General features: G+C 69.6%; 26 protein-coding genes. 13 read left to right on the forward strand and 13 right to left on the reverse strand.

Features of this window, described 5'->3' with window-relative positions; translation table 11 throughout:
- Positions 1 to 13: 13 nt before the first annotated feature.
- Both ACFXMV_RS17845 and ACFXMV_RS17850 read right to left on the reverse strand, forming a co-directional pair.
- Positions 14 to 1,024: an acyl-CoA dehydrogenase family protein gene (locus tag ACFXMV_RS17845; protein ID WP_378498412.1), complete on the reverse strand. Its 1,011-nt coding sequence runs from the start codon at positions 1,022 to 1,024 to the stop codon at positions 14 to 16.
- Positions 1,021 to 1,638, reverse strand: coding sequence for a TetR/AcrR family transcriptional regulator (locus tag ACFXMV_RS17850; protein ID WP_378498411.1), 618 nt, complete (start codon positions 1,636 to 1,638; stop codon positions 1,021 to 1,023). Before ACFXMV_RS17850 ends, ACFXMV_RS17845 begins: the two co-directional genes overlap by 4 nt.
- 69 nt (positions 1,639 to 1,707) lie before the next feature.
- On the opposite strand from ACFXMV_RS17850, the gene ACFXMV_RS17855 reads away from it, so the two are divergent.
- From ACFXMV_RS17855 to ACFXMV_RS17865, 3 genes are read left to right on the forward strand one after another with little or no spacing between them, the layout of a single operon-like run.
- The gene (locus tag ACFXMV_RS17855) at positions 1,708 to 2,643 is read left to right on the forward strand and encodes a patatin-like phospholipase family protein (RefSeq protein WP_378498410.1); all 936 of its coding nucleotides are present in this window, start codon (positions 1,708 to 1,710) and stop codon (positions 2,641 to 2,643) included.
- A complete protein-coding gene (locus ACFXMV_RS17860; protein ID WP_378498409.1) occupies positions 2,640 to 4,103 on the forward strand; it encodes a flavin-containing monooxygenase in 1,464 nt (487 codons plus the stop codon). The genes ACFXMV_RS17855 and ACFXMV_RS17860 overlap by 4 nt, the downstream gene beginning before the upstream one ends.
- On the forward strand, positions 4,100 to 4,936 hold the full coding sequence (locus ACFXMV_RS17865; protein WP_378503111.1) for an SDR family oxidoreductase: 837 nt from the start codon (positions 4,100 to 4,102) through the stop codon (positions 4,934 to 4,936). The genes ACFXMV_RS17860 and ACFXMV_RS17865 overlap by 4 nt, the downstream gene beginning before the upstream one ends.
- Positions 4,937 to 4,979: 43 nt before the next feature.
- Here the strand turns inward: ACFXMV_RS17865 and ACFXMV_RS17870 are convergent, their stop codons facing one another.
- Positions 4,980 to 6,503, reverse strand: coding sequence for an aldehyde dehydrogenase family protein (locus tag ACFXMV_RS17870; RefSeq protein WP_378503112.1), 1,524 nt, complete (start codon positions 6,501 to 6,503; stop codon positions 4,980 to 4,982).
- A gap of 50 nt (positions 6,504 to 6,553) precedes the next feature.
- Here ACFXMV_RS17870 and ACFXMV_RS17875 point away from each other — a divergent pair, with 50 nt between their 5' ends.
- On the forward strand, positions 6,554 to 6,994 hold the full coding sequence (locus ACFXMV_RS17875) for an Lrp/AsnC family transcriptional regulator (RefSeq protein WP_378500973.1): 441 nt from the start codon (positions 6,554 to 6,556) through the stop codon (positions 6,992 to 6,994).
- Positions 6,995 to 7,059: 65 nt separating this feature from the next.
- A complete protein-coding gene (gene lat / locus ACFXMV_RS17880; protein WP_378500974.1) occupies positions 7,060 to 8,391 on the forward strand; it encodes an L-lysine 6-transaminase in 1,332 nt (443 codons plus the stop codon).
- A 4-nt stretch (positions 8,392 to 8,395) separates the two neighbouring features.
- Here the strand turns inward: lat and sigJ are convergent, their stop codons facing one another.
- Positions 8,396 to 9,274, reverse strand: a complete 879-nt coding sequence (gene sigJ / locus ACFXMV_RS17885; protein ID WP_378503113.1) for an RNA polymerase sigma factor SigJ — start codon at positions 9,272 to 9,274, stop codon at positions 8,396 to 8,398.
- A 73-nt stretch (positions 9,275 to 9,347) separates the two neighbouring features.
- On the opposite strand from sigJ, the gene ACFXMV_RS17890 reads away from it, so the two are divergent.
- On the forward strand, positions 9,348 to 9,806 hold the full coding sequence (locus ACFXMV_RS17890; protein ID WP_378500976.1) for a carboxymuconolactone decarboxylase family protein: 459 nt from the start codon (positions 9,348 to 9,350) through the stop codon (positions 9,804 to 9,806).
- Positions 9,807 to 9,846: 40 nt separating this feature from the next.
- Positions 9,847 to 10,653: a tyrosine-protein phosphatase gene (locus ACFXMV_RS17895; RefSeq protein ID WP_378500977.1), complete on the forward strand. Its 807-nt coding sequence runs from the start codon at positions 9,847 to 9,849 to the stop codon at positions 10,651 to 10,653.
- Here ACFXMV_RS17895 and ACFXMV_RS17900 read toward each other — a convergent pair.
- From ACFXMV_RS17900 to ACFXMV_RS17935, 8 genes are all read right to left on the reverse strand, one after another.
- The gene (locus ACFXMV_RS17900) at positions 10,646 to 10,981 is read right to left on the reverse strand and encodes a hypothetical protein (protein WP_378500978.1); all 336 of its coding nucleotides are present in this window, start codon (positions 10,979 to 10,981) and stop codon (positions 10,646 to 10,648) included. The genes ACFXMV_RS17895 and ACFXMV_RS17900 overlap by 8 nt on opposite strands.
- 81 nt (positions 10,982 to 11,062) lie before the next feature.
- A complete protein-coding gene (locus ACFXMV_RS17905; RefSeq protein ID WP_378499318.1) occupies positions 11,063 to 12,850 on the reverse strand; it encodes an acetyl/propionyl/methylcrotonyl-CoA carboxylase subunit alpha in 1,788 nt (595 codons plus the stop codon).
- A 188-nt stretch (positions 12,851 to 13,038) separates the two neighbouring features.
- Positions 13,039 to 14,451, reverse strand: coding sequence for a condensation domain-containing protein (locus ACFXMV_RS17910; protein ID WP_378499317.1), 1,413 nt, complete (start codon positions 14,449 to 14,451; stop codon positions 13,039 to 13,041).
- 106 nt (positions 14,452 to 14,557) lie between these two features.
- Positions 14,558 to 14,971, reverse strand: a complete 414-nt coding sequence (locus ACFXMV_RS17915; RefSeq protein ID WP_378499316.1) for a SufE family protein — start codon at positions 14,969 to 14,971, stop codon at positions 14,558 to 14,560.
- Positions 14,968 to 15,864: a sulfurtransferase gene (locus ACFXMV_RS17920; protein ID WP_378499315.1), complete on the reverse strand. Its 897-nt coding sequence runs from the start codon at positions 15,862 to 15,864 to the stop codon at positions 14,968 to 14,970. The genes ACFXMV_RS17915 and ACFXMV_RS17920 overlap by 4 nt, the downstream gene beginning before the upstream one ends.
- A gap of 93 nt (positions 15,865 to 15,957) precedes the next feature.
- Positions 15,958 to 16,590, reverse strand: a complete 633-nt coding sequence (locus tag ACFXMV_RS17925) for a Maf family protein (RefSeq protein WP_378499314.1) — start codon at positions 16,588 to 16,590, stop codon at positions 15,958 to 15,960.
- Entirely contained in the window at positions 16,587 to 16,895 is a 309-nt protein-coding gene (locus ACFXMV_RS17930) for an acyl-CoA carboxylase subunit epsilon (RefSeq protein WP_378499313.1), read from the reverse strand. The genes ACFXMV_RS17925 and ACFXMV_RS17930 overlap by 4 nt, the downstream gene beginning before the upstream one ends.
- Positions 16,892 to 18,532 carry an acyl-CoA carboxylase subunit beta gene (locus ACFXMV_RS17935; RefSeq protein ID WP_378503114.1) on the reverse strand — a complete coding sequence of 547 codons (1,641 nt, stop codon included), beginning with the start codon at positions 18,530 to 18,532 and terminating at the stop codon, positions 16,892 to 16,894. Before ACFXMV_RS17935 ends, ACFXMV_RS17930 begins: the two co-directional genes overlap by 4 nt.
- Positions 18,533 to 18,667: 135 nt before the next feature.
- On the opposite strand from ACFXMV_RS17935, the gene ACFXMV_RS17940 reads away from it, so the two are divergent.
- Positions 18,668 to 19,507 (forward strand): biotin--[acetyl-CoA-carboxylase] ligase, encoded by an 840-nt coding sequence (locus ACFXMV_RS17940; protein ID WP_378499311.1) that lies wholly within the window; start codon positions 18,668 to 18,670, stop codon positions 19,505 to 19,507.
- Positions 19,508 to 19,578: 71 nt separating this feature from the next.
- Here the strand turns inward: ACFXMV_RS17940 and ACFXMV_RS17945 are convergent, their stop codons facing one another.
- Positions 19,579 to 19,980, reverse strand: a complete 402-nt coding sequence (locus ACFXMV_RS17945) for a hypothetical protein (RefSeq protein WP_378499310.1) — start codon at positions 19,978 to 19,980, stop codon at positions 19,579 to 19,581.
- Positions 19,981 to 20,160: 180 nt separating this feature from the next.
- Here ACFXMV_RS17945 and ACFXMV_RS17950 point away from each other — a divergent pair, with 180 nt between their 5' ends.
- From ACFXMV_RS17950 to ACFXMV_RS17970, 5 genes are read left to right on the forward strand one after another with little or no spacing between them, the layout of a single operon-like run.
- On the forward strand, positions 20,161 to 20,604 hold the full coding sequence (locus ACFXMV_RS17950) for a DUF6069 family protein (protein ID WP_378499309.1): 444 nt from the start codon (positions 20,161 to 20,163) through the stop codon (positions 20,602 to 20,604).
- The gene (locus ACFXMV_RS17955) at positions 20,601 to 21,788 is read left to right on the forward strand and encodes an AI-2E family transporter (protein WP_378499308.1); all 1,188 of its coding nucleotides are present in this window, start codon (positions 20,601 to 20,603) and stop codon (positions 21,786 to 21,788) included. The genes ACFXMV_RS17950 and ACFXMV_RS17955 overlap by 4 nt, the downstream gene beginning before the upstream one ends.
- 16 nt (positions 21,789 to 21,804) lie before the next feature.
- Positions 21,805 to 22,344, forward strand: coding sequence for a PH domain-containing protein (locus ACFXMV_RS17960; RefSeq protein ID WP_378499307.1), 540 nt, complete (start codon positions 21,805 to 21,807; stop codon positions 22,342 to 22,344).
- A gap of 9 nt (positions 22,345 to 22,353) precedes the next feature.
- Positions 22,354 to 23,031 (forward strand): response regulator transcription factor, encoded by a 678-nt coding sequence (locus tag ACFXMV_RS17965; RefSeq protein WP_378499306.1) that lies wholly within the window; start codon positions 22,354 to 22,356, stop codon positions 23,029 to 23,031.
- Positions 23,032 to 23,043: 12 nt separating this feature from the next.
- Positions 23,044 to 24,327, forward strand: a complete 1,284-nt coding sequence (locus ACFXMV_RS17970; RefSeq protein ID WP_378503115.1) for a sensor histidine kinase — start codon at positions 23,044 to 23,046, stop codon at positions 24,325 to 24,327.
- Positions 24,328 to 24,331 lie beyond the last annotated feature (4 nt).

Here is a 24,331-nt window from a genome sequence, read left to right on the forward strand (position 1 = left end):
ACGGCCGGTGGCGTCAGGCCCCCAGTCGATCCAGCAGCGCCGCCTTCATCTGTGGCCGCGACGCCGCGACCAGCGTCAGCGTCGCCTCGCGCATCAGCCGTTCCGCGGTGGCGCCGCTCACGGCCGCGGAGCTGCCGGTCGCCGTCACCAGCGCGGCGGCGGTTCGGACAGCCAGCTCCGACGCCTGCGCCCGCGCCGCGAAGAGGTCGAACCCGCCGCCGAGTGCGGCGTCGAGGTTCGCCCTGACCGCTCCAGCCTCCGCCGCGAACCCGGCGGTGTCCACGCCCCGCTCGCCGAGTTCGGTGAGGCAACGGCGGGCGACACCCATCGCCATGCACGCATTGAGCCATTGCCCGAAACCCTGACCGGCCGCGAACTCCTCCTGGGTGACGACCTTGCTCACCCGCTCGTCCGGCACCTCGAATCCGTCGAACCGCATTCGGACGGTGTTGCTTCCGCGCGCGGCGATCAGCTGCAGAGCCTCCACCACAACGGCCTCGCCAGGCACCGCGTCGACGATCGCGTGCACGATCGAATCGTCGAACTCGTCGCGGGCGCTGAGCTGCAGGATGTCGACGATGCCCCAGCCGGTCACGAACGGCGCGACGCCGTCGAGCACATACCCGCCGTCGACGCGGCGGGCGTACAGCAGCGGTGGCTGCGGAATCGCACCGGCGAACGCGACGCCCGCGCGGACCGATCCGCCCATCACGCCATCCCAATACTCGTCGCGCAGATCATGATTTGGGCTCGATGCCAGTCCCGCGACGACGCCGTGATGCTGCATCCACGTGAAACATGTGGCCAGGCAGCCGCCGCACAGAGTCTCTGTCACGGCCACCAGCTCGTCGAGGGTGAGCCCCGGCCCGCCGAACTCGGGCGGCGCGGCGATGCCGTAGAAGCCCTCCGCGGCCAGCGCCTCGAAGTGGCTGAGCGGGATCTCGCCGTCGGCGTCGACGCTGTCGGCGGCCGGAAACAGGACATCCTCGGCGATCTCGCGCGCGAGCTCGGGCCAGTTCGTCACGCCTGTGAGGGTAGTTCCGCGGAGCCGGCAGCGGTGAGAAGCGCGCGGAGGTTTCGGGTGACGATGCCCGTCGAGATGGTCGGGTCGATGGCGCGCTGGATGCCGAGGCCGACGCCCATGCTCAGCACGCTGGTCGCGGCGTCGTCGACCGGCATCGGCAGCGCGACCTCGCCGGAGGCCACGAGCGAGCCGAGTAGCGCGGCCACGATGCCGTGGGCCATGGCGAGGCTGGACACGAGCGCGGCCCGCAACTCCGGATCGTGGCGTGCCGCCGCGATGAACTCGAACTCGAGCGTCGTCCAGCCGACGTCGCCCAGCGTCCGCTCGGCCCACTCCTCGAACGCCGTCAGCCGCTCCTCCAGCGGCGCCTGCCGCGACATCACCTCGGCCACCTCGGCGCCCTTGGTGAGGTGGATCAGCTGGAGCACCTCCAGGCACAGCTCGTTCTTGTTGCGGAAGTTCGAGTACACCGCGCCCTTCGAGTAACCCGCCTCCTCGGCGACCTTCTCGAGTGAGGTCACGGCGAACCCGTCGGCGAGGAACAGGTCGCGCGCGGTCGCGATCAGGTCGGCCCTGGTCTTGGCCTGACTCTCCGACCTGGTCATTCGCGCCATCACAACTCCGTTCAGAGAAAACTCAGATTCTGCATACCCATCGTATTCGAATACTGCTAGTTTCTGAATATGACTTCGAGTGACAGACAACTCCGCCGGGGCCTGGTGATCGGCTGCGGCGGAACCCTCGGCGCGGCCTGGACCGTCGCGGCGCTGGTGGCGGTGCGCGACGGGCTCGGTTGGGACCCCCGCGACGCCGACGTTCTCGTCGGCACCTCGGCGGGCGCGGAACTGGTCACCATGCTCGGCAGCGGGGTGGGGGTGGACGAGCTGCTGGCCATGCAACTGGGGGAGCAGCCGACCCATCCGGCGTTGCGCGATCACCTCGCGGACGCCCCCGGCCGGATGCCGCCACTGCCGCGGATCGGGCTGGGCTCGGCGAAGCTCGTCCGCGCGGGACTGCGTCGCGAGGTCGCGCCGGTGACGGCGCTGAGCGGGCTGCTGCCGCCCGGCGGAGGGGACGCGTCGTGGCTGCACCGGCTCGCGGTGGGACTGAACCCCGACAACGGCTGGGTCGCCCACCCCGCGACCTGGCTCGTCGCGATGGACTACGACACCGGAACCCCCGTCGCCTTCGGCTCGCCAGGTGCCCCGGAAGCGACACTGTCGCAGGCGCTTCGCGCGTCCTGGGCGATCCCGGGCTGGATGCCGCCGGTGCGGATCGGCGGCCGCCGCTACGTCGACGGCGGCGCGGCCTCGACCGCCTCCGCGGACCTGGTCACCCCGCTCGAACTCGACGAACTGGTGGTGCTGGCGCCGATGGCCTCCACCGGCCCCGTTCGTGCCCGCGGCGCCGCCCGTGCGGAACGACTGATCCTACGGAGCTGGATGAGCGCGGGTCTGGACGCGGAGATCGCCGCGGTCGAGGCAGCGGGCACCCGGGTCATCCGCCTCGATGCCACCGCCGAGGACCTGGCCGTGATGGGCCCGAACTTCATGGACGACCGCAGGCGCCTGGCCACGTTGGAATCCTCCCTGCGCACGACTCGAAAGGCATTCGCATGACACAGGAACAGCACTTCGAGGTCCTCATCGTCGGGGCGGGGATCTCCGGCATCGGTGCCGCGATCACGCTGCGGAAGATGGGGATCACGGACTTCGCGATCCTCGAGAAGGGTGATTCGCTCGGCGGTACCTGGCGCGACAACGACTACCCCGGGTGTGCCTGCGACGTCCCGTCCGGCCTGTACTCGTTTTCGTTCGCGCCGAATCCGGAGTGGACCAGGTTGTTCGCGGGTCAGGACGAGATCCGCCGCTACATCGACCGGACCGCCGCCGAACACGGAGTCGGCGAGCACGTGCGATTCGGCACCGAGCTGGTCCGCGCGGACTGGGACGAGTCGGCCCACCGCTGGATACTGCAGACCTCGAAGGGCACGTTCACCGCGAACTCCGTGGTCGCGGCCGTCGGTCCGTGGAACGAGCCGCTCGTGCCGCAGATTCCCGGCCTGGACACGTTCGGCGGCAAGGTATTTCATTCCTCGCGCTGGGATCACGACTACGACCTGGCCGGCAAGCGGGTCGCCGTGGTCGGCACCGGCGCCTCGGCGGTGCAGTTCGTGCCCGCGATCGCGCCGCGAGTCGAGAAGTTGCACCTCTACCAGCGCACCGCCCAGTGGGTGCTGCCGAAGCCGGACCATCACGTGCCGAAGGCGGAGCGCTGGGTGATGCGCCGCATTCCGGGCGCGCACCGCGCCCTGCGCGCGATCGAGTACTCGATCATGGAGGCGCTCGGGCTCGGTTTCCGACACCCGTGGATCCTGCGGATCGTGCAGCAGGTCGGCAAGGCCCAGCTGCGTGCCCAGGTCCTCGACCCCGAGCTGCGGAAGGCCCTCACCCCCGACTACACCCTCGGCTGCAAGCGGTTGCTGCTGTCGAACACGTACTACCCGGCACTGACCCGGCCCAACGTCGAGGTGCACGCCAACGCGGTGACGGAGATCAGGGGCAACACCGTGGTCGGGGCCGACGGTGCCGAGCGGGAGGTCGACGCCATCATCTTCGGCACCGGCTTCCACATCCTCGACATGCCGATCGGCGGCAGGATATTCGACGGTGAGGGTCGCAGCCTCGACGAGCACTGGAAGGGCAGCCCGCAGGCCTACCTCGGCACCACGATCGCCGGCTTCCCCAATGCCTATGTGCTGCTGGGTCCGGCGCTCGGCACCGGCCACACCTCGGCGTTCATGATTCTCGAGGCGCAGCTGGGATACCTGGCGAGGGCGATCGCCGCGGCCAAGGACGGCAACTGGACGCGGATGGAGACCCGCCCGGAGGTGCAGGCGGCCTTCAACGCCGAGGTGCAGCAGGCGCTGGCCACCACCGTCTACAACGCCGGTGGATGCCAGAGCTACTTCCTGGACGTGAACGGGCGCAACAGCTTCAACTGGCCATGGTCGACGGCGCGGATGAAGACCAGGCTCGGCGAGTTCGACGAGCGTGCCTACGAAATGGAGACCCTGTGAACTATCCGACGATCGACCTGGCAGGCGCCGTCGTCCTCATCACCGGCGCGGGCAGGGGCATCGGACGCGCCACCGCGCACGCCATGGCGGCTCGCGGCGCCAGGGTCGCGGTCGCCGACCTCGATCGCGCCGCGGCCGACGAGGTCGTGGCCGAGATCGGCTCGGCGGCACGGGCCTACACGCTGGACGTGCGGACACGGACGTCGTGGGATGCCGGTGTCGCGGCCGTGATTACGGACCTCGGGCCGATCGATGTGCTGGTCGGCAACGCCGGGGTGATGCCGGTCGCCCCGTTCCTCGAGGAGCCGGACGCCATCGGAGAGACCACCCTCGACGTCAACGTGTGGGGATTGATCCATGGCATGCGCGCCGTGGCACCCGCGATGATCGAACGGGGCCGCGGGCACATCGTCAACGTGGCCTCACTCGCGGGCAAGATCGCGATCCCCGGCCTGGCCGTGTACAACGCCAGCAAGTTCGCCGCCGTCGGACTCTCCTCGACGGCCCGCCTCGAGTTCGCCGAGGCAGGCGTCAGCGTCTCCACCGTGCTGCCCAGCGCCGTGCGGACGACGTTGACCTCCGGTCTCCCGCTCGGCAAGGGACTGCCGACCGTCGACCCCGAGGCCATCGCGGCGGCGGTGGTACGCACGGTGTCGACGCGGCGGGCGCAGACCCCGGTGCCCGGTTACCTGGCCGCACTCGACCTCGGCCTGGCCATCGCACCGGAACCGCTGCTCACCCTGATCCGCAGGCTCGTCGGCGGCAACCGGGCCGTCGACTCCGTCGACACGGCGGCGCGCGCCGCCTACGACGAGCGGCTCCGCCGCCTGTGAGTCCTTCTGGCCCCCACCGGGACCAGAAGGACTCACGGGCGCGTCAGCGCCCGAACCGCACCCCCTGGGCGAGCGGGAGCTGATCGGAGTAGTTGACCGTGTTGGTGGCGCGCCGCATGTAGGCCTTCCACGAATCGGATCCCGACTCGCGGCCGCCCCCGGTCTCCTTCTCGCCGCCGAACGCGCCGCCGATCTCCGCTCCGGAGGTGCCGATGTTCACGTTGGCGATCCCGCAGTCGGAGCCGTCCGCGGCGAGGAACCGCTCCGCCTCGCGCTGGTCCATGGTGAAGATCGAGGACGAAAGGCCTTGCGGCACCTCGTTGTGCAGCATGATCGCCTCGTCCAGCGTTTCGTAGCCGAGGACGTACAGGATGGGCGCGAAGGTCTCCTCGCGCACCACCGACGTCTGTGCCGGCATCCGGACCAGGGCGGGCGAGACGTAGTGGCCGCCACCCGACTCCACTCGTTCGCCGCCGCACACTACGGTGCCGCCGTCCGCCCTGGCCTTGTCCAGCGCGGCCGCCATTGCGTCCCAGGCTCGTTCGCGGATCAACGGACCGACGAGGGTGCCCTCCCCGAGCGGGTTGCCGACCGGGAGCTGCCGGTAGGCGGATGCGACCCGCTCGACCACCGCGTCGACGATCGAGGAGTGCACGATCAGCCTGCGCAGGCTGGTGCACCGCTGGCCCGCCGTGCCCGCCGCGGAGAACACGATGCCGCGCACGGCCAGGTCGAGGTCCGCCGACGGCGCGACGACGGCAGCGTTGTTGCCGCCGAGCTCGAGCAGGCATCGGCCGAAGCGCCGCGCGACCCGCGGCCCGACCTCCCGGCCCATCCGCACCGATCCGGTCGCGCTGACCAGGGCCACCCGCGGGTCGTCGACCAGCTGCTCGCCGACCGGTCCGGCGCCGAGCACCAGGCGGTGCACCCCGGTCGGCGCGCCCACCTCCTCGGCGGCCCTGCGTAGCAACGCATCACACGCGATCGCGGTCAGCGGAGTCAGCTCGGATGGCTTCCACACCACGGTGTCCCCGCAGACCAGCGCGACCGCGGTGTTCCAGGACCACACCGCCACCGGGAAGTTGAACGCGGAGATCACCCCGACCACGCCGAGCGGATGCCAGGTCTCCATCAGCCGGTGCCCTGGGCGCTCGGAGGCCATCGTCCTGCCGTAGAGCTGGCGGGACAGGCCCACGGCGAACTCGCAGATGTCGATCATCTCCTGGACCTCGCCGAGCGCCTCGGAGGTGATCTTTCCCGCCTCCAGCGTGACGAGGGTGGCGAGGTCCGACTTGTGTTCGGTCAGTAGCTCGCCCAGCCGTCGGACCAGGGCGCCGCGTTGCGGGGCGGGCACGGTGCGCCACCGCGCGAAGGCATCGTGTGCCTCGGCGATCGCGTCGGCGACCTGTTCCGGGCTGCTGGGCGTCAGGGTGCACAGGACCCCGCCGGTGATCGGCGTTCGGGCGACCAGTGCTCCGTCGGTGGTCGGGTGCTCGTCGCGGGCGCCGCAGGCGCGCAGCGCCGCCTCGGCCATCGCCCGTAGGGCCTCGGTGTCGGGAAGGTTCATTGTGTTCCTCCTGTACGTGCCTGCTCCAGTGTCCGCTGAGTTAGCCTGCCTTGGTGCCGGACACACTGGACGAGATCGACACCCTGTTGGTGCGCGAGCTGATCGCCGACGGCAGGGCCACCCTGGCGACGCTGGCCGAGAAGGCAGGGCTGTCGGTGTCCGCCGTCCAGGCTCGGGTGCGCAGGCTCGAGGCTCGTCAGGTGATCAGGGGCTACGCCGCCAAGGTGGACCCGGAGGCCCTGGGGAACGAGCTCTCGGCGTTTGTCGCGATCACCCCGCTCGATCCATCCAGCCCGGATGACGCGCCAGCGCGGCTCGAGCACATTCCCGGGATCGAGGCCTGCCATTCGGTCGCGGGGGAGGAGAGCTACGTCCTGTTGGTGCGGGTGGCGTCGCCGCGGGCGCTGGAGGCGTTGCTGCAGGAGATCCGGTCGACCGCGAATGTGCGTACCCGCAGCACCATCATCTTGCAGACTTTTTACGGCGGCTAGCACTGTCGCAGGTAATTTTATGTAGTTTGGTGGCTCGGGCAGGACTATTCACATAATCTTGACGTATGAGCACCGCGATCCGGCGTTCTCGGCCCGTCCCCGGCCTCGCCCCAGACGAGGTGCGGGACGTGCTGCGGGCGAGCCTGCTGGTCGACGGCTTCGACCTGGTGCTCGATCTGGAACGCTCACACGGACGTCGGCTCGTCGACCAACGCGACGGCACCGAGTACCTGGACATGTTCGGCTTCTTCGCGTCCTCGGCGCTCGGGATGAACCACCCGGACCTGGCGGCGGACGAGACCTTCCTGGCCGAGCTCACCGCCGCCGCGGTGAACAAACCCAGCAACTCCGACATCTACACGGTGCCGATGGCCGAGTTCGTGCAAGCCTTCGTCCGCGTCCTCGGCGACCCGGCACTGCCGCACCTGTTCTTCGTGGACGGCGGGGCGCTCGCCGTCGAGAACGCGCTCAAGGTCGCCTTCGACTGGAAGAGCAGGCGCAACGAGGCACGCGGACTCGACCCGGCGCTCGGCACCAAGGTGCTGCACCTGACCCACGCCTTCCACGGCCGCAGCGGCTACACGATGTCGCTGACCAACACGGATCCGAACAAGGTCGCGCGGTTCCCGAAGTTCGATTGGCCCCGCATCGACGCCCCGTACCTCGAGCCCGGCCGCGACGCCGCCGAGGCCGACGAGAGGGCGCTGACGCAGGCACGGCGGGCGTTCGACGAAAGTCCGGACGACATAGCCTGTTTCATCGCGGAGCCGATCCAGGGCGAGGGCGGGGACCACCATTTCAGGGCCGAGTTCCTCCGGGAGATGGCGACGCTGTGCCACGAGCGCGACGCCCTGTTCGTGCTCGACGAGGTGCAGACCGGGGTCGGACTGACCGGCACCGCCTGGGCGTACCAGCAGCTCGGGCTCGCGCCCGACGTGGTCGCGTTCGGGAAGAAGTCTCAGGTGTGCGGGATCATGGCGGGCGGTCGGGTGGACGAGGTGCCCGACAACGTCTTTCGGGTGGCCTCGCGGATCAACTCCACCTGGGGAGGCAACCTCGCGGACATGGTGCGCGCCCGCCGCATCCTCGAGGTGATCGAGCGGGACCGGCTGATCGACCGTGCCCGGCTGCTCGGCTCGCACCTGCTCTCGCGGCTCCTCGAGCTGGCCGAGCGGCATCCGGCGGTGACCGATCCTCGCGGCCGGGGGCTGATGTGTGCGTTCACCGTCGACTCGGCCGCCAGGCGCGACGCGGTGGTCGCCGAGCTGCGCGAGCGCGAGCACGTGCTGATCCTCGGGACGGGGGAGCGCGGCATCCGGTTCCGGCCGGCCCTCACGGTGACCGTGGCCGAGCTCGATGCCGCGGTGGACGCGGTGGACCGGGTGCTGGGCCGGTAGCGGGTCAGTCTCGGGAGGCCTCCCGGACGAGGCGCTCCAGGCGCGGGGGATCGGCGAGGATGTGGATCTCGACGATCCGGCCGTTCGTGATCGTGACGGACATGATCGACTGCAGCTGACCATCGGGGGCGTTGACGAGTCCGACCGCGCCGTTGATGAGTGCGGGCATGGACGCCTGGGCGAACCGGGAGAAGCGCAGGGCCTGTGCGGACACGGCCTCCGCCCCGCGGACCACCTGCAAGATCCCCGCGCCGGTATCGGCCCTGAGCACCACGTCCGGGTCGAGCACCGCGACCAGGGCATCGAAATCGCCGCCCCTGGAGGCCGCGAGGAACGCGTCCACGACCTCCCGCTGCCGGGTGAGATCGACGTCGGGAACCGGAGTCGAGTCCTGCACGCGGCGGCGGGCGCGGCTGGCGAGCTGCCTGGTCGTCGCGGTGGACCGCCCCACCACGGAGGCCACCTCCTCGAAGGGCACCGCGAACATGTCGTGCAAGACGAAGGCGAGGCGCTCGGCCGGGGTCAGGGTATCGAGCACTACCAGGAGCGCGAGCCCGACCGAATCGCCCAGCAGCGCCTCGTGTTCGGGGTCGGTGCCCTCCGCCCTGCTCACGATCGGGTCCGGCAGGTGCTGCTCACCCATGGACTCCTCGCGCCGAGCCTTGCGCGAACGCAGCATGTCCAGGCACACCCGTCCCATGACGGTCGTCAGCCATCCACCGAGGTTTGCGAGGCTGTCGGCATCGGAGCGGCTCAGCCGGAGCCAGGTCTCCTGGACCGCGTCGTCGGCATCGCTCAGCGAGCCCAGCATCCGGTAGCCCACCGCCCTCAGATGCGTCCGATGCTCCTCGAAACGCAGCGCCAACCAGTCGTTTTCGTCCACCTGTCACATTCTCCCGTCGAGTTCCGTCAAAGCGGTGACGGACGAATTCCCGGACAACACTGGAGGAGTAATTATGCAGGCACGAATGGGTAACCCGGCAATGGTCGTTCCCGACGCGATGGATGCCCTGCTCGCGCTGGGCAAGGCGAGTGCAAAGGGCACCGTGCCGTCGGTGACGCACACGATGGTCCACCTGCGGGCCAGCCAGATCAACGGTTGCAGCGTCTGCGTCGACATGCACGCCCGAGAACTGAAGGCGGCGGGCGAGTCCGACGAGCGGGTGTTCGCGGTCGCGGCGTGGCGGGAGACGCCCTACTTCACCGATGCCGAGCGCGCGGCGCTGGCCTTGGCCGAGGCGGTCACCCGGCTCAGTGATCGGTCGGACGCGGTGCCGGACGCGGTATGGGACGAAGCGGCGGACCACTACGACGAGCAGGAACTGGCGTCGCTGATCCTCTCGATCGCCACCGTGAACCTCTGGAATCGTCTCAACGCCGCCACCAGGCAGGTCGCGGGGGCGTGGGAGAAGTAGTGGCTGATTGCCGAGACCGACCGTGGTCTACCGTGCTGATATGAGCACTCCTTCCACGGTCGGCGCCAGCATTCCCATCGCCTCTGTGCCCAACCTGCGCGACATCGGTGGCTATGCGACGGCGGACGGCGCCCGGGTTCGGACGGGCGTCATCTACCGCTCCACCGACCTGGGCCGGGTCGTCGACGGCGACGCCGCCGCGCTGGAGGCGCTAGGGATCACCACGGTCTTCGACCTGCGCACCGTGGCCGAGCGGGAGTTGCTGCCCGACCGGATCCCGACCGGTGCGAAGGAGGTCGCGCTGGACGTGCTCGCGGACACCGACCCGAGCGCGGCCCCGGCGATGATGCAGCAGATCCTCACCGACCCGGAACTGGCGGAGCGACTGCTCGGGACCGGCGACACCAACGAGTACCTGCTCAAGAGCTACGGCGACTTCGTCACCCTGCCCAGCGCGGTCAGGTCCTATCGCGCGCTGTTCACCGACCTGGCTCGGGCGGAGAGCACTCCGGCGCTGATCCACTGCACCACGGGTAAGGACCGGACCGGCTGGGCGACCGCGTCGCTGCTGCTGTTCCTCGGGGTCAGCGAGGAGGACGCGTTCGCCGACTACCTGCTCACCAACGAGCAGCTGCTGCCCGCCTTCGAGCCGGTCTTCGAGAGGTTCCGGGCCGCGGGCGGCAATCCCGACATCCTGCTGCCGATCCTCGGCGTCCGCAGGGCCTATCTCGAGGCCGCGCTCGAGCAGGTCCGCTCCGGGTTCGGCGGCGTCGAGGGGTACTTCGAGGACGGTCTCGGGCTCGCGGCCGCGGACCGCGATGCGCTGCGCGCGAAGCTGCTCACGTAACGGTCAACTCCAGCGCACCCTCGGCGAACCGGCGGATGACGGCCGTCGCGGTGCCCAGCGCATCTTCGTGCCCGGTCCGGGCCCAGCCGACCAGGACGGCCCGGGCACCGTCGAGCGTCAGGCCCACCTCGGCGAGCAGCTCGCCCGTGTTCGGTTGGCACACCGCCCACGAATAGTGCTCGTCCGCCGCCCATTGCGCGGTGCGGGTGGCGACGTAATCCGGGTCGGCGATCCCGCCGTCGGCGAGCGCGGGCCGGTCGTCGACCCGCTCGTCGGCGCGCAGTGCACGCAGGTACCAGGCGCCCGCGTTGACCTCGATCGGTTCCATCAGTTCTGATCCTCGTCCCGTGGAGAGCCGAACGCCCCCGATCGCCTGAGCGATCGGGGGCGTTCGAGCGGAAGTGCTGTGTTACTTGAGCTCAGCGAGCACGGTGCCCTGGGTGATGGCGGCGCCCGGCTCGACGGCCAGACCGGTCACGATGCCGGCCTTGTGCGCGTTGACGGGGTTCTCCATCTTCATGGCCTCGAGCACGGCGATCAGATCGCCCTCGGCGACCTCCTGGCCCTCCTCGACGGCGACCTTGACGACGGTGCCCTGCATGGGGGCGGTCACGGCGTCACCGGACGCTGCGCCGCCCGCGCCGCCGCCACGCTTGCGCGGCTTCGGCTTCTTGCGGGTGGCACCGTTGGCCGATCCGCCGCCACCGAGCGAGAACTGCCCGGGCAGCGACACCTCGACGCGGCGTCCGCCGACCTCGACCACGACGGACTGGCGCGGCAGCGCCTCGTCCTCGTCGAGCGCCTCACCGGCGGTGAACGGCTCGACGGAGTTCTTCCACTCGTTCTCGATCCACTTGGTGTAGACGTCGAAGCTCTCGCCGTTGCCGATGAACGCGGGGTCCTCGACGATGGCGCGGTGGAACGGGATGACCGTCGCGAGGCCCTCGACCTGGAACTCGGCCAGCGCGCGGCGGGCGCGGGCGAGCGCCTGGTCGCGGGTGGCGCCGGTGACGATCAGCTTGGCCAGCATCGAGTCGAACTGGCCGCCGATGACGGAGCCGGACTCGACGCCGGAGTCCATGCGGACGCCGGGGCCGGTCGGCGGAACGAACTTGGTGACCGGTCCGGGGGCGGGCAGGAAGCCGCGGCCCGCGTCCTCACCGTTGATGCGGAACTCGAAGGAGTGGCCGCGCGGCGTCGGATCCTCGGTGAACTCCAGCTCCTCGCCGTTGGCGATCTTGAACTGCTGGAGCACGAGGTCGATCCCCGCGGTCTCCTCGGTGACCGGGTGCTCGACCTGCAGGCGGGTGTTGACCTCGAGGAACGAGACGGTGTCGCCCTGCACGAGGAACTCCACGGTGCCGGCGCCGTAGTAGCCGGCCTCCTTGCAGATGGCCTTGGAGCTGGAGTGGATGCGGGCGCGCTGGTCGTCGGTGAGGAACGGCGCGGGGGCCTCCTCGACCAGCTTCTGGAAGCGGCGCTGCAGCGAGCAGTCGCGGGTGCCCGCGACGATGACATTGCCGTGCTGGTCGGCGATGACCTGGGCCTCGACGTGGCGGGCCTTGTCGAGGTACTGCTCGACGAAGCACTCGCCGCGGCCGAAGGCGGCGATCGCCTCGCGGGTGGCGGAGTCGAAGAGCTCGGGGATCTCCTCGATGGTGTGGGCGACCTTCATGCCGCGGCCACCGCCACCGAAGGCGGCCTTGATCGCGACCGGGACGCCGTACTGCTTGGCGAACTCGACGACCTCATCGGCGTTCTTGACCGGGTCCTTGGTGCCCGCGGCCATCGGCGCCTTCGCGCGCTCGGCGATGTGCCGGGCGGTGACCTTGTCGCCCAGGTCGCGGATGGACTGCGGCGACGGGCCGATCCAGATCAGGTTCGCGTCGATGACGGCCTGAGCGAAGTCGGCGTTCTCGGAGAGGAAGCCGTATCCGGGGTGGATCGCGTCGGCGCCGGAACGCTTCGCGGCGTCGAGGATCTTGTCGAACACGAGGTACGACTCGGCGGACGTCTGACCGCCGAGGGCGAACGCCTCGTCGGCAAGGCGCACGAAGGGCGCGTCGGCATCCGGCTCGGCGTACACGGCGACGCTGGCCAGGCCTGCGTCCGCTGCCGCCCTGATCACCCGCACGGCGATCTCGCCGCGGTTGGCGACGAGCACCTTGGTGATGTGCGCGCTGGCATGACTGGGCACTGAGCCTCCTGTTTGTCGCAAGGGGTACCCGCTGTTCGATCCCCAAACCGGGGGTCTACCCGGCGGGGTGGTTACGGGCATCACATCGGAGTGTAAGCACCGCCCCGCGGACCGATGTAATCGGATAGCGGTTTCGACCCCGTGGCCCTCGGGCCACAGCAAACGCTACTGACCAGTAATTCTTTGGGTCACCGGGTGATGCTCTCCGCGAGCGTGCAGGTACCGGTGCCGACGACCTCCTCCATCAGGATCCGGAGCCGGCCGAGATAGCGGTGCACGTTGGCGGCCGCTTCGGCGGTGTCGGGGTACCTGGCGGCGATGTTCACCCCCCGTGGCGTGCGGTTGACCCAGATGTGCACGTCGTGCTCGTACTGCTTGCTCCGCAACGCCCGCGCGTTCCATTCCTGCCATTCCGTCGCCGCGGGCACAAAACGCAGGTCCATGTAGGAAACGACGAATCGCGGTCGGGCTGCGGTGGTGAGCACCTCGCTGACCCGCTCGTATGGGAACCGGGCGGCGGGCTTGGCCGCGGCGATCTGCTCCTGGGCCCGCGCTGCCAGTTCGCCGAACGACTGGGCGCCGCGCACGTCGAAGCAGATCGGGCCGAGCCCCACGTACCAGCCGACCGAGGCCGCCAACTGCGGATCGTTCCTGGTGTGCATCGGGGTGACCGCCTCGAACCGCGGTTCGCCTGCCAGTTCGGCGCCGACGATGCCGAGGCACGCGAGGGTGCCGGCGAAGAAGCTGTGCCCGAGTTTTCGGCAGGCCAACGTGAACGCGTCCGCGCCGTCCGCGTCGAGCGCCCAGGTGGACACCCCGCTCTGCGGCACGGGCCAGGGCTCCGCGGGGCCGAGATCGAGCGGGAACTCGGGCAGCGAGCCGCCGCCGCTGTCGAGCGCGGACCGCCACAACTCGACCACGGGGTGTCCTGGGTCCAATTCGGCGGCGACGTCGCGTTCGCGTGCCCCGAAATCCACGTAGCTGCCCACCGGGAACAGGTCGGCGTCGACGCCGTCGCGGGCCTGCCGGTACAGCGCCTCGATCTCCTGCGCGACGATCACGATCGACAGTCCGTCGATGATCGCGTGGTCGGCGGCGAGGAACACCGTGAAACGACTGTCCGGGCCAGGCGGCACCAAGGTGGCGAAGGCATAGGAGGGCCAGGACAGCGGGGAAGTGCAGCCGTCGAACAGGCCGGCCAGCGTCGCGAAGTTCTCGGCGCCGCTGGTGCGGAAGCCGTGGCTGTGGGCCGTGACCCGGACCCGACCCTCGGCGATGGTGTGACGGCTCACCGCGCCGGTGGTCGGACTGATGCCCACGTGACTTCGCAGCGCCTCGTGCCGGTCGATCCACTCGTTCAGTGCGCGCTCGATGGCGGCGGCGTCGAGCGGTCCGGCGATCTCGAAGGCCGTGCCGAGCCACGATCCGTGTTCGGGCACCGTGGTGCCGGCTGCCTCGCGAAGTCGGGCCTCGTGGACGTACGACACGGGCCTCGGATCGTCGAACCACGGTGACGATCCGGCGTCGAAGGGCGCGGACGGGAGCCACTCGGTGAGGGTGCCCGCGGAGATGGGGTAATCGACGAGTTCGGTGAATTCCATTGGCAGCATCCAATTCTTGCGAGTGGTGTGCTGACGGATGGGTAGGGCGACGCTGCCCCGCCCGCCGGGAAGTCTACCGGCGGGCGGGGCAGTGTGCAGGTTTCGATCAGACCGTGAGGTGCCGCTTGATCCGGGTCAGCATCGCGGACATGCCACGAAGTCGGAGCGGGCTCACCGCCTCCGCGAGGCCAAGCGCCGAATAGAAGTCGGCGGGGACATCGAGAATCGCCTTGGCGCTCTGTCCGTCGAGGCCCTGATGCAGGATCGACGCGAAGCCCCTCGTGGTCGGCGCCTCGGGCGGAGCACTGAAGTGCAGGCGCACGTGCTCCCGATCGGTGGCGTCGACCGAGAGGAACAGCGGCGACTGGCACTCCGGTACCGGCTCCATCGCCGCCTGTTCGAGCTCGGCGGGCAGATCGGGCAGTTCGCGGCTGAACTCGAGCAGCAACTGCAGCTTCTGCTGGCCGTCGACGGCCGCGAAGTCATCGACGATCTCGGCGAGCGGATCGGGCAGGCTCATGCGGAAACGGGGACCTCTCCGGGCTGGTCGCCCTTGGCGATCGGGACCCGCACCGCGTTGCCCCATTCGGTCCAGGAGCCGTCGTAGTTGCGGACGTTCTCGAAGCCGAGCAGGTGCGTGAGCACGAACCAGGTGTGGCTCGACCGCTCGCCGATCCGGCAGTACGCCACCACGTCGTCGGTCGGCGCGTAGGCCCCGTAGATCTCCTCCAGCTCAGCCCGCGTGCGGAATCGGCTGTCCGGCGCCGCGGCCTTTGCCCAGGGGATCGACGCGGCGGTGGGGATGTGGCCGCCGCGGAGCGCGCCCTCCTCCGGGTAGTCGGGCATGTGGGTGCGCTCACCGGTGTACTCCTGGGGCGAGCGCACGTCGATCAGCGGTCCCTTGCCGAGGTGCCCGAGGACGTCGTCCTTGAAGGCGCGGATCGCGACGTCGTCACGCTCGACCACCGGGTACGAGGTGGGAGTGTTCTCGGGCACGTCGAGGGTGGTGCCGCGGTCCTCCGCGATCCACGCATCCCGTCCGCCGTCGAGCAGGCGCACGTCCTCGTGGCCGAAGAGGGTGAACACCCACAGCGCGTAGGCCGCCCACCAGTTGCTCTTGTCGCCGTAGATCACGACGGTGTCGTCACGGCTGATGCCCTTGCGGCTCATCAGCTCCGCGAAGGCCTCGCCGTCGATGTAGTCGCGGGTAACCGGATCGTTGAGGTCCAGGTGCCAGTCGATCTTCACCGCGCCGGGGATGTGGCCGACGTCGTAGAGCAACACATCCTCGTCCGACTCGACGATCTTGACGCCCGGCGCCCCGATGTGAGCGCCCAACCACTCGGACGTGACCAGTCGGTCGGGATGGGCGTACGCCGCGAAGGAGGGGTTGGGGTCGGGCGCTACGGGCACTGTGGATCTCCTGAGGCAGTGTCGGATGGTGCAGGTCCGCCGTCGATTCTAGACGTGGCGGAGCCGCAGTACCGACTGAGCGGTCCGGGGACGCTAGCGAGACCCCCACAGCTCGGACACGCCGATCCCGACGTCACCGAGCAGTCGTCGCACCAGCGGCAGCCCGATGCCGATCACACTCGAGGGATCGCCCTCGATCCGGTCGATGAACCAGCCGCCGAGGCCGTCGAGGGTGAAGGCGCCCGCGACCTGCATCGGTTCGCCCGATTCCAGATAGGCCTCGAGGTCGTCGCCGGACGGGGTCCCGAAGTGCACCACGGTGGCACTGTCCGCGCTCGCCTCGCCGACGGTCACGCCGTCGCGGACCCGCAGCACGCAGTGTCCGGTGAGCAGGGTGCCGCTGCGGCCCATCATCGAACGCCAGCGGGACCGGGCGATGTCGGCGGTGTGCGGCTTGCCCTGGAGGGTGCCGTCGATCAGCAGCATCGAATCGCAGCCGATCACCACCGCGTCCGCGGCGACGTCCGGCGGCAGCTCCTGGAGCACTGCCGTGGCCTTGGCCCGCGCGAGCTCGGTGACCACCCGCGACGGCGTGGCCGACGGCCCCAGTCCCGCCTGGACTGCGTCCTCGTCGACGCCGGAGACCAGTACAAATGGCTCGACCCCGGCCTTGCGCAGCACGGTCAACCGTGCCGGCGAGGCCGAGGCCAGGACGAGCGTTGTCACCGACGGTTCGGGTACGCGTACGGGGACAGGGGGGCAGCGCCCCGGTGCATGCCTGCGGGGTCGCCCCAGCGCTCGGCAGGACGGGTGTCGGCCGGAGATTCCTCGGCGCCGGAGGCGGCGGCGAAGACCGTCACGAGTGCTGCCACCTCGACGTCGGTCGGTGCGCCCTTGACCACCTTGATGACCGGCAATTGAGAGCCTTCGCTGTCGGCAGCCACGATGTCGACCGTAGCGGAGTCCACGGCCTCCGCGGCTGCGGAGAGCACCTCGACGTCTTCGAGTGTCGTTTCCCTCGTCGCTGTCATAGCGGGATGTTCCCATGCTTCTTGGGCGGAAGGGAAACCTGCTTGCGTTCGAGCAGGCGAAGCGCCGCCACGATCTGACCGCGGGTGTGGCTCGGCGGGATGACCGCGTCGATGTAGCCGCGCTCGGCCGCGACGTACGGGTTCACCAGGGTGTCCTCGTACTCGTTCTGCAGCTTCAGGCGCAGGGCGTCGACGTCGGCGCCGGTGGCCTCGGCCTCCTTGAGCTGCTTGCGGTAGACGAAGCCGACGGCGCCGGAGGCACCCATGACCGCGATCTGCGCGCTCGGCCACGCGAGGTTCAGGTCCGCGCCCATGTGCTTGGAGCCCATGACGTCGTACGCGCCGCCGTATGCCTTCCGGGTGATGACCGTGATCTTGCCGACCGTGGCCTCGCCGTACGCGTAGAGCAGCTTGGCGCCGCGGCGGATGATGCCGTTGTATTCCTGCTCCGTGCCGGGCAGGAAGCCGGGCACGTCGACCAGGGTGATGATCGGGACGTTGAAGGCGTCGCAGGTGCGGACGAACCGGGCGGCCTTCTCGGAGGCGTCGATGTCGAGGCAGCCCGCGAACTGCATCGGCTGGTTCGCGACGATGCCGACGCTGCGGCCGTCGACGCGGCCGAAGCCGACGATGATGTTGGCGGCGCGCTCGGCCTGGACCTCGAGGAACTCGTCGTCGTCGAGCAGGCGGCGGATGACCTCGTGCATGTCGTACGGCTGGTTCGCCGAGTCCGGGATCAGGGTGTCGAGCTCGAGATCCTCGGCGGTCAGCGAGTCCTCGATCGAGCCGACGATCGGATCGGACGGGGCCAGGCGCGGCGCGGCGGCCTGGTTGTTGCTCGGCAGGTAGCTGAGCAGGTCCTTGACGTAGTCGAGGGCGTCCTGCTCGCCGGAGGCGACGTAGTGGGCGACGCCGGACTTGACCATGTGGGTGTGCGCGCCACCGAGGTCTTCCATGGTGACGTCCTCGCCGGTGACGGTCTTGATCACGTCGGGTCCGGTGACGAACATCTGGCTGGTCTGGTCGACCATCACGACGAAGTCGGTGAGCGCGGGGGAGTAGACGTGTCCGCCCGCGGCCGGACCCATGATCAGCGAGATCTGCGGGATGACGCCGGAGGCCTGCACGTTGCGGTGGAAGATCTCGCCGTAGAGGCCGAGCGAGACCACGCCCTCCTGGATGCGGGCGCCCGCACCCTCGTTGATGCCGACCAGCGGCCGGCCGGTCTTGAGGGCCAGGTCCATGACCTTGACGATCTTCTCGCCGTAGATCTCACCGAGGCTGCCGCCGAACACGGTGGCGTCCTGGGAGAAGACGCAGACATCGCGACCGTCGATGGTGCCGTAGCCGGTGACCACGCCGTCGCCGAACGGGCGGTTCTCGGCGAGGCCGAAGTTCACACTGCGGTGCCGTGCGAGGGCATCGAGCTCCACGAAGGAGCCCTCGTCGAGCAGCGCGGTGATGCGCTCGCGGGCGGTCAGCTTGCCCTTCGCGTGCACGCGCTCGACGGCGGCTTCACCGCTGGGGTACTTCGCCTCTTCCTGACGTCTGCGCAGGTCGGCGAGCTTTCCGGCCGTCGTGTGGATATCAGGGGTGTTTGTCGCCTCTGGCGCAGTGGGCTCCTGGACACTGGTCATGGGGACAGAGCTTATCCAGCCGGTCTCAGGGCCCGTTGACCGAGGTCACGTTGCGTTCAATCATTGAACCCAAGCTACTGGCCAGTACGAAATTGTGATCCCTGTCGCCGCGGGCCGAGTCCTAGGCTGAGCGGCATGTACACCGATCTGAACCGGCCCCCGCTCGTCGTCGATGCGTTGCGCAAAGCGCTGGTGCGCGGGACCGGTGGCGACCCCGACGCCTTCTATTCGACTCTGGACGTGGTCGCCGAGACCGGTTCGACGAACGCCGACCTGTTGGCGAGGGCGGCGGACTCCGCCCTCGACCGCGCGGTGCTGATCTCGGAGTTTCAGGACCACGGTCGCGGCAGGCACGCCCGCGCCTGGGTGGCGCCGCCGCGGTCGTCGGTCTCCGTCTCGGTGTTGCTGCGGATGCCGGGGATCGACCCCGCCGACCTGGGCTGGCTCCCGCTGCTCGCGGGGGTGGCCGTCGTCGACGCGCTGCGCTCGGTGGCCGAGGTGGATGCCGCGCTGAAGTGGCCGAACGACGTGCTGATCGGCGGCAGCAAGGTGGCGGGCATCCTCGCCGAGGTCGCCTCGACCGCGCCGGTCCCGTCGGTGGTGCTCGGCATCGGCCTGAACGTGAGCCTCACGGAGGCGGAGTTGCCGGTGCCGACCGCGACCTCGCTCGCGCTGGCGGGCGCCGCGACCACCGATCGGGACACCGTCGTGCGTGCCCTCCTGCGCGCGCTTGCCGCGGAATGGTCGAGGTGGCATCGGAATGGTTGGGACACAAAGGCGCTCGCCGTGGCATACCGCGAGCGGTGCGCCACCATCGGGCAGCGCGTTCGTGCCGAACTGCCGGGCGGCCGCGAACTCGTGGGCACCGCGAGCGGGATCGACGGGCAGGGCCGGATCGTGATCAGCCCGGACGGCGGGCGGGAGCCGGTCGCGGTTTCCGCGGGCGACATCACCCACCTGCGTCCGCACGAATGACGCGGGGATGACAAAAGAATGAGGGTGCGGGCCAACGGGCCCGCACCCTCATTTCGATTGCCGCAGTGGGGCTAGTCGTTGTCCCACGTCGCGATGGCCCAGATGACGACCACGTCGAGGGCGATGATCAGGATCGACCACCACGGGTAGTAGGGCAGCCACATGAAGTTGGCGATGATCGACAGTGCCGCCAGGAAGATGGCCGCGATCCGCGCCCAGGTCGCGCCGGTGAGCAGGCCGAAGCCGGTCAGCGCGATGAGGATGCCGACGATCAGGTGAATCCAGCCCCAGCTGGTGGTGTCCAGCTGCCAGGTGTACTCCGGCCCGACGACCAGGACGTTGTCCTTGGCCAGCGCGGAGATCCCCTGGAAGACCTGGAGGATGCCCACGGTCAGCAGCAGGACCGCCGCCGCGATCGAGCCTCCTGCCGCGAATCCCTGCTTGACGCTGTTGTCCGCGCGGTTTGCCGTCATAGCTGTTCCTCTCTCATATCTGGGAGTGGTGCTTCGACAAGCAGTGTGGGTCCTGATCTGCGTTCCTGCCTCATCCGTGGTGGGTGAAGCGTGCGTGGCGCGGTCGGTGCGAGGCTCACTGCGAACGACGGTGCGATCCAGGAAGGGACACTGATGACGAGCTATCCGGGAGGACCGGCAATGCCCGGCACCCCAGGGGCGCCCGCGGGCTGCACGCGCGGTATTGCGGCGGGCAAGTTCTGGGCGGGCGCCGGCGCCGCGGCGCTGGTCGCCGCGCTGAGCGCGCTGGTGGTCACGGTGGTCTTGCGGGTCTTCGACCTGATGCCGCTCGCGCCTGCCTGGCTGCCCGAGACGACGGTCGCGGTCCGGTTCGCCGTCCTGGGATTCGTCGGCGCGCTGATCGCCGCCGCGCTGCTCTACGTGCTGTTGCTGACCACCCCGGGTGGTGATTCTTTCTTCGGCTGGATCGTCGGACTCGTCACCCTCGCGCTGGCGGTCCTGCCGTTCGCCTACGACGCGGCTACCGGCGACCAGATCGCCACGAGTCTGGTCCACCTCGCCATCGGGCTGCCGATTCTCGGCCTGCTCCCCGGTGTCGCCGATCGAGCCGCGGTGTGGCAGTGAGTCAGTCTGTCGCCAAGACGCTCGTGTCCGCTCCACCCTCCCCGGTGCCGCCCTCGACCCTGCCGCGCGGTCTGATCGTGCTGCTCGGCCTCGCGGCGGCGGTGGTCGCGATCGCGGGAACCAGGGCCTTCGCCGGGATCGTCGGGCCGGTGTTCCTGGCGCTGATGTTGGTGGTCGCGGTGCAGCCGCTGGGCGACTGGTTGCAGCGCAAGGGCGCCCCCAAATGGGTCGCGGCGCTCGCGTCCCTGACCGCGGTCAACCTGATCCTGTTCGGTCTGGTCGCGGCGCTGGCCTTGTCGGTGGCTCAGTTGGCCACGCTGTTGCCGCAATACGCCGACAAGGCCAACGCGCTGATCGCCGATGTGCAGGGGTGGCTCGCCACGCTCAACGTCGGATCGGAAGAGGTCGACAAGGCGCTCTCCCACATCGACTTCGGCAAGGTCGTCGGGCTGCTCGACGACATCCTGGCCGGGCTGCTTGGCGTGTTCTCGAACCTGTTCTTCATCTTGGCGCTGTTGATCTTCATGGCGATGGATGCAAGCTCGTTCGGTGAGCGGATGCGTGCGGTGGCCTACTCGCGCCCCGATATCGCCTACGCCTTCTCGTCCTTCGCGAGCGGCACCCGCAGCTACCTCGTCGTCTCGACGGTGTTCGGGCTCATCGTCGCCGTGATCGACGCGGGCGCGCTGTGGGCGATGGGCATCCCGCTGCCGATCCTGTGGGGACTGCTGTCCTTCATCACCAACTACATCCCGAACGTCGGCTTCGTCGTCGGGTTGATCCCGCCCGCCCTGATCGCCCTGTTGGAGGGCGGTCCGATGCTGATGCTCTGGGTGATCGTGGTCTACAGCGTCATCAACGTCATCATCCAGTCGGTGATCCAGCCGAAGTTCGTCGGTGACGCCGTTGGGTTGTCGGTGACGCTGACCTTCTTGGCGCTGGTGTTCTGGGGGTGGGTACTCGGCCCGCTCGGCGCACTGCTCGCCATCCCGATGACCCTGTTGGTCAAGGCGCTGCTCCTGGACATCGATCCGTCGACGCGGTGGGCCAACGCCCTGATCGCCGGTTCGCCGCCGACCGCGGAGGAGCTGGCGACGGCCGAGGCGGAGGCCGCGAAGGAGGCCGAGAAGCTGCATTCGCAGGCCGAATCCGCGGTCAAGGATGCGGTCGGCGGCAGCGCCTAGTCGATACGATTCCGCCATGGGATACCCGGAGGACGCCCTCGCCTCGGACGAGGAACTACTGCTGCATCGACACCCGCATTGGAAGATGCTGGTGCTGCCCGCGGTGACGTTCATCGTGGCGACGGCGCTCGCCGGGTTCGCGCTCGGGCTCGCCCAGGATCGACTCGACGGGACCGCACGTTCCGTCGCGCTGATCCTGGTGGCGGTCGCCTGGGTCGGGATCGTCGGATGGCGGTGCGTCGGACCGCTGTTGAGTTGGAAGTTCACCCATTTCATCGTCACCGACCGCCGGGTGTTGATCCGGCACGGCGTGATCACCCACACCGGGATCGACATCCCGATGGGACGGATCAGCAACGTGCAGTTCCGACACGGGCTGGTCGACCGGATGTTGCGGACCGGCACCCTGGTGATCGCCTCGGCGGCGGACGATCCGCTGGAGTTCGACGACATCCCGGACGTGCAGCGAGTGCACTCGCTCCTCTATCACCAGGTATTCGACGCGATGAATCTTGATTTCGGTCCGCCGACGGATCGCGGAGTGGGCGCTCCGTAGGCTGGGGTGGTGACAGCCGTATTGCTTGCCGAAGACGACGAGGCGATCGCCGCTCCGCTTTCCCGCGCCCTTGGCCGGGAGGGCTACGCGGTTACCGTCGAACCGACGGGTCCGGGGACCTTGGAGCTCGCGTTGAGCGGGTCGTTCGATCTGTTGGTCCTCGACCTCGGCCTGCCAGGGATGGACGGGCTCGAGGTGTGCAGGCAACTGCGCGCGGGCGGCTCGGACCTCGCGGTACTGATGCTGACGGCGCGTACCGATGAGGTCGACTTCGTGGTTGGCCTCGACGCAGGCGCCGACGACTACGTGGGCAAGCCGTTCCGGTTGGCCGAGCTGATGGCCCGGGTCCGGGCGCTGATGCGCCGCAGCGGTGCCTCCGAGGACACCGCGATCGCGGTGGGTGACATCCGGCTCGAACCGGCCGCCCGGCGCGTGCTCGTCGGGGGCTCCGAGGTCATCCTCGCGAACAAGGAATACGAGCTCCTCAAGGTCTTGCTCGACCACGCGGGGGAAGTCGTCTCACGCGATGTCATCCTGCGGGAAGTGTGGGGCGATGCGGATCTGCGCGGATCCAAGACCCTCGACATGCACATGTCGTGGCTGCGCCGGAAGATCGGCGACGAGGGTCCGGTTGCCGAGCGGCGAATCGCGACCGTGCGGGGCGTCGGCTTCCGGCTGAACACCTAGCCGGGCGCAGACGTGCGCCGTCGAATCCTGCTCTCGATCCTGGCCGTCGTCATCCTCATCGCGCTCCTGCTTGGGTTGCCGCTGATGTACACCGCCTGGTTGTGGGTGGAGGACCTCGCCAGGGGAGACATGCAGCACAGGCTCGACAGGCTGGCCGCGGAGATCGTCTCGCAGGAGGGCGAGCAGGGGGTGATCGTCGGCGCCCTCGACGCGGCACCGCTCCGGTTGGCGGTCCCGGACGGGGCCAAGCTCACGGTCATCTACCCGATCCCCGGCGACGTCGAGGTGCAGGTCGACATCGGCGAGTCCACGGTCGAGAACCCCTTGATCGAATCGCTGTCGATGGGCCGGTCCGGTGCGCTGCGCCTCGAGGCGTCGTCGGATTGGATGCGGTCGATGCAGCGCCAGGCGGTCGGGGCGGTGGCGCTGGTCGTGCTGGCCTCACTCGGGGCGGGGGCGGCGGTGGCGTCGGTGACCGCCCGGCGGCTCGCCGATCCTCTTCGGGACGTCGCGGACCGGGCGGCCAGGCTGGCGGAGGGCGACTTCCGCAAGGACCCGCGCAGGCACGGCATCGCCGAACTGGATCGCGTGTCGGACGTGCTCGATGCCGTCACCGTCGAGATCTCGGGGCAGCTGCAGCGCGAGCGGGCGCTGGTCGGTGACGTCTCCCATCAGCTCCGCAGCCGGCTCACCGCGGTGCGGCTGCGGCTCGACGAGCTGTCCGGGCACCCGGATCCGGCGGTGGTCGACGAGGCGACGGAGGCACTGGCCCAGGTGGACCGTCTGACGGAGGCCATCGACGAGCTGGTGCGGACGTCCAGGACGGCGGGCGGCGGCCCCGAACCCATCGTGGTGCTGCGGGAGCTGGCCGCCGTGGTCTCCGAATGGCAGCGGCCCTATCAGGACGTCGGCCGCGCGTTGGTGCTGCGCGGCGAGCCGGCGGTGATGTCGACGGCCAGGTCCTCACGGCTGCGCGAGGCCGTGTCCGTGCTGGTCGACAACGCGTTGATGCACGGCGGTGGCGCCTGCACCGTGTCGGTCCGGTCGGTACCGGGGGCGCCCGGACACGAGCCGATGGTCTGTGTGGAGGTCTCCGACGATGGCGAGGGCGTCAGCGACGTACTGGCCCCGCACATCTTCGACCGCGGGTTCTCCGGCGGCGGCTCGACGGGCGTCGGTCTGGCACTGGCCCGTGCCCTGGTCGAGGCGGACGGCGGCCGCCTCGACCTGCAGCGCAGGCGTCCCGCGGTGTTCGCGGCGTTCCTGCCTGTCGCGCCGGACGCGGAGCCCCGCTAGCGCG

It is taken from the genome of Rhodococcus sp. NPDC059179 (assembly GCF_042754885.1).
In the GTDB taxonomy this organism is placed as follows: Bacteria; Actinomycetota; Actinomycetes; order Mycobacteriales; family Mycobacteriaceae; genus Rhodococcus_G.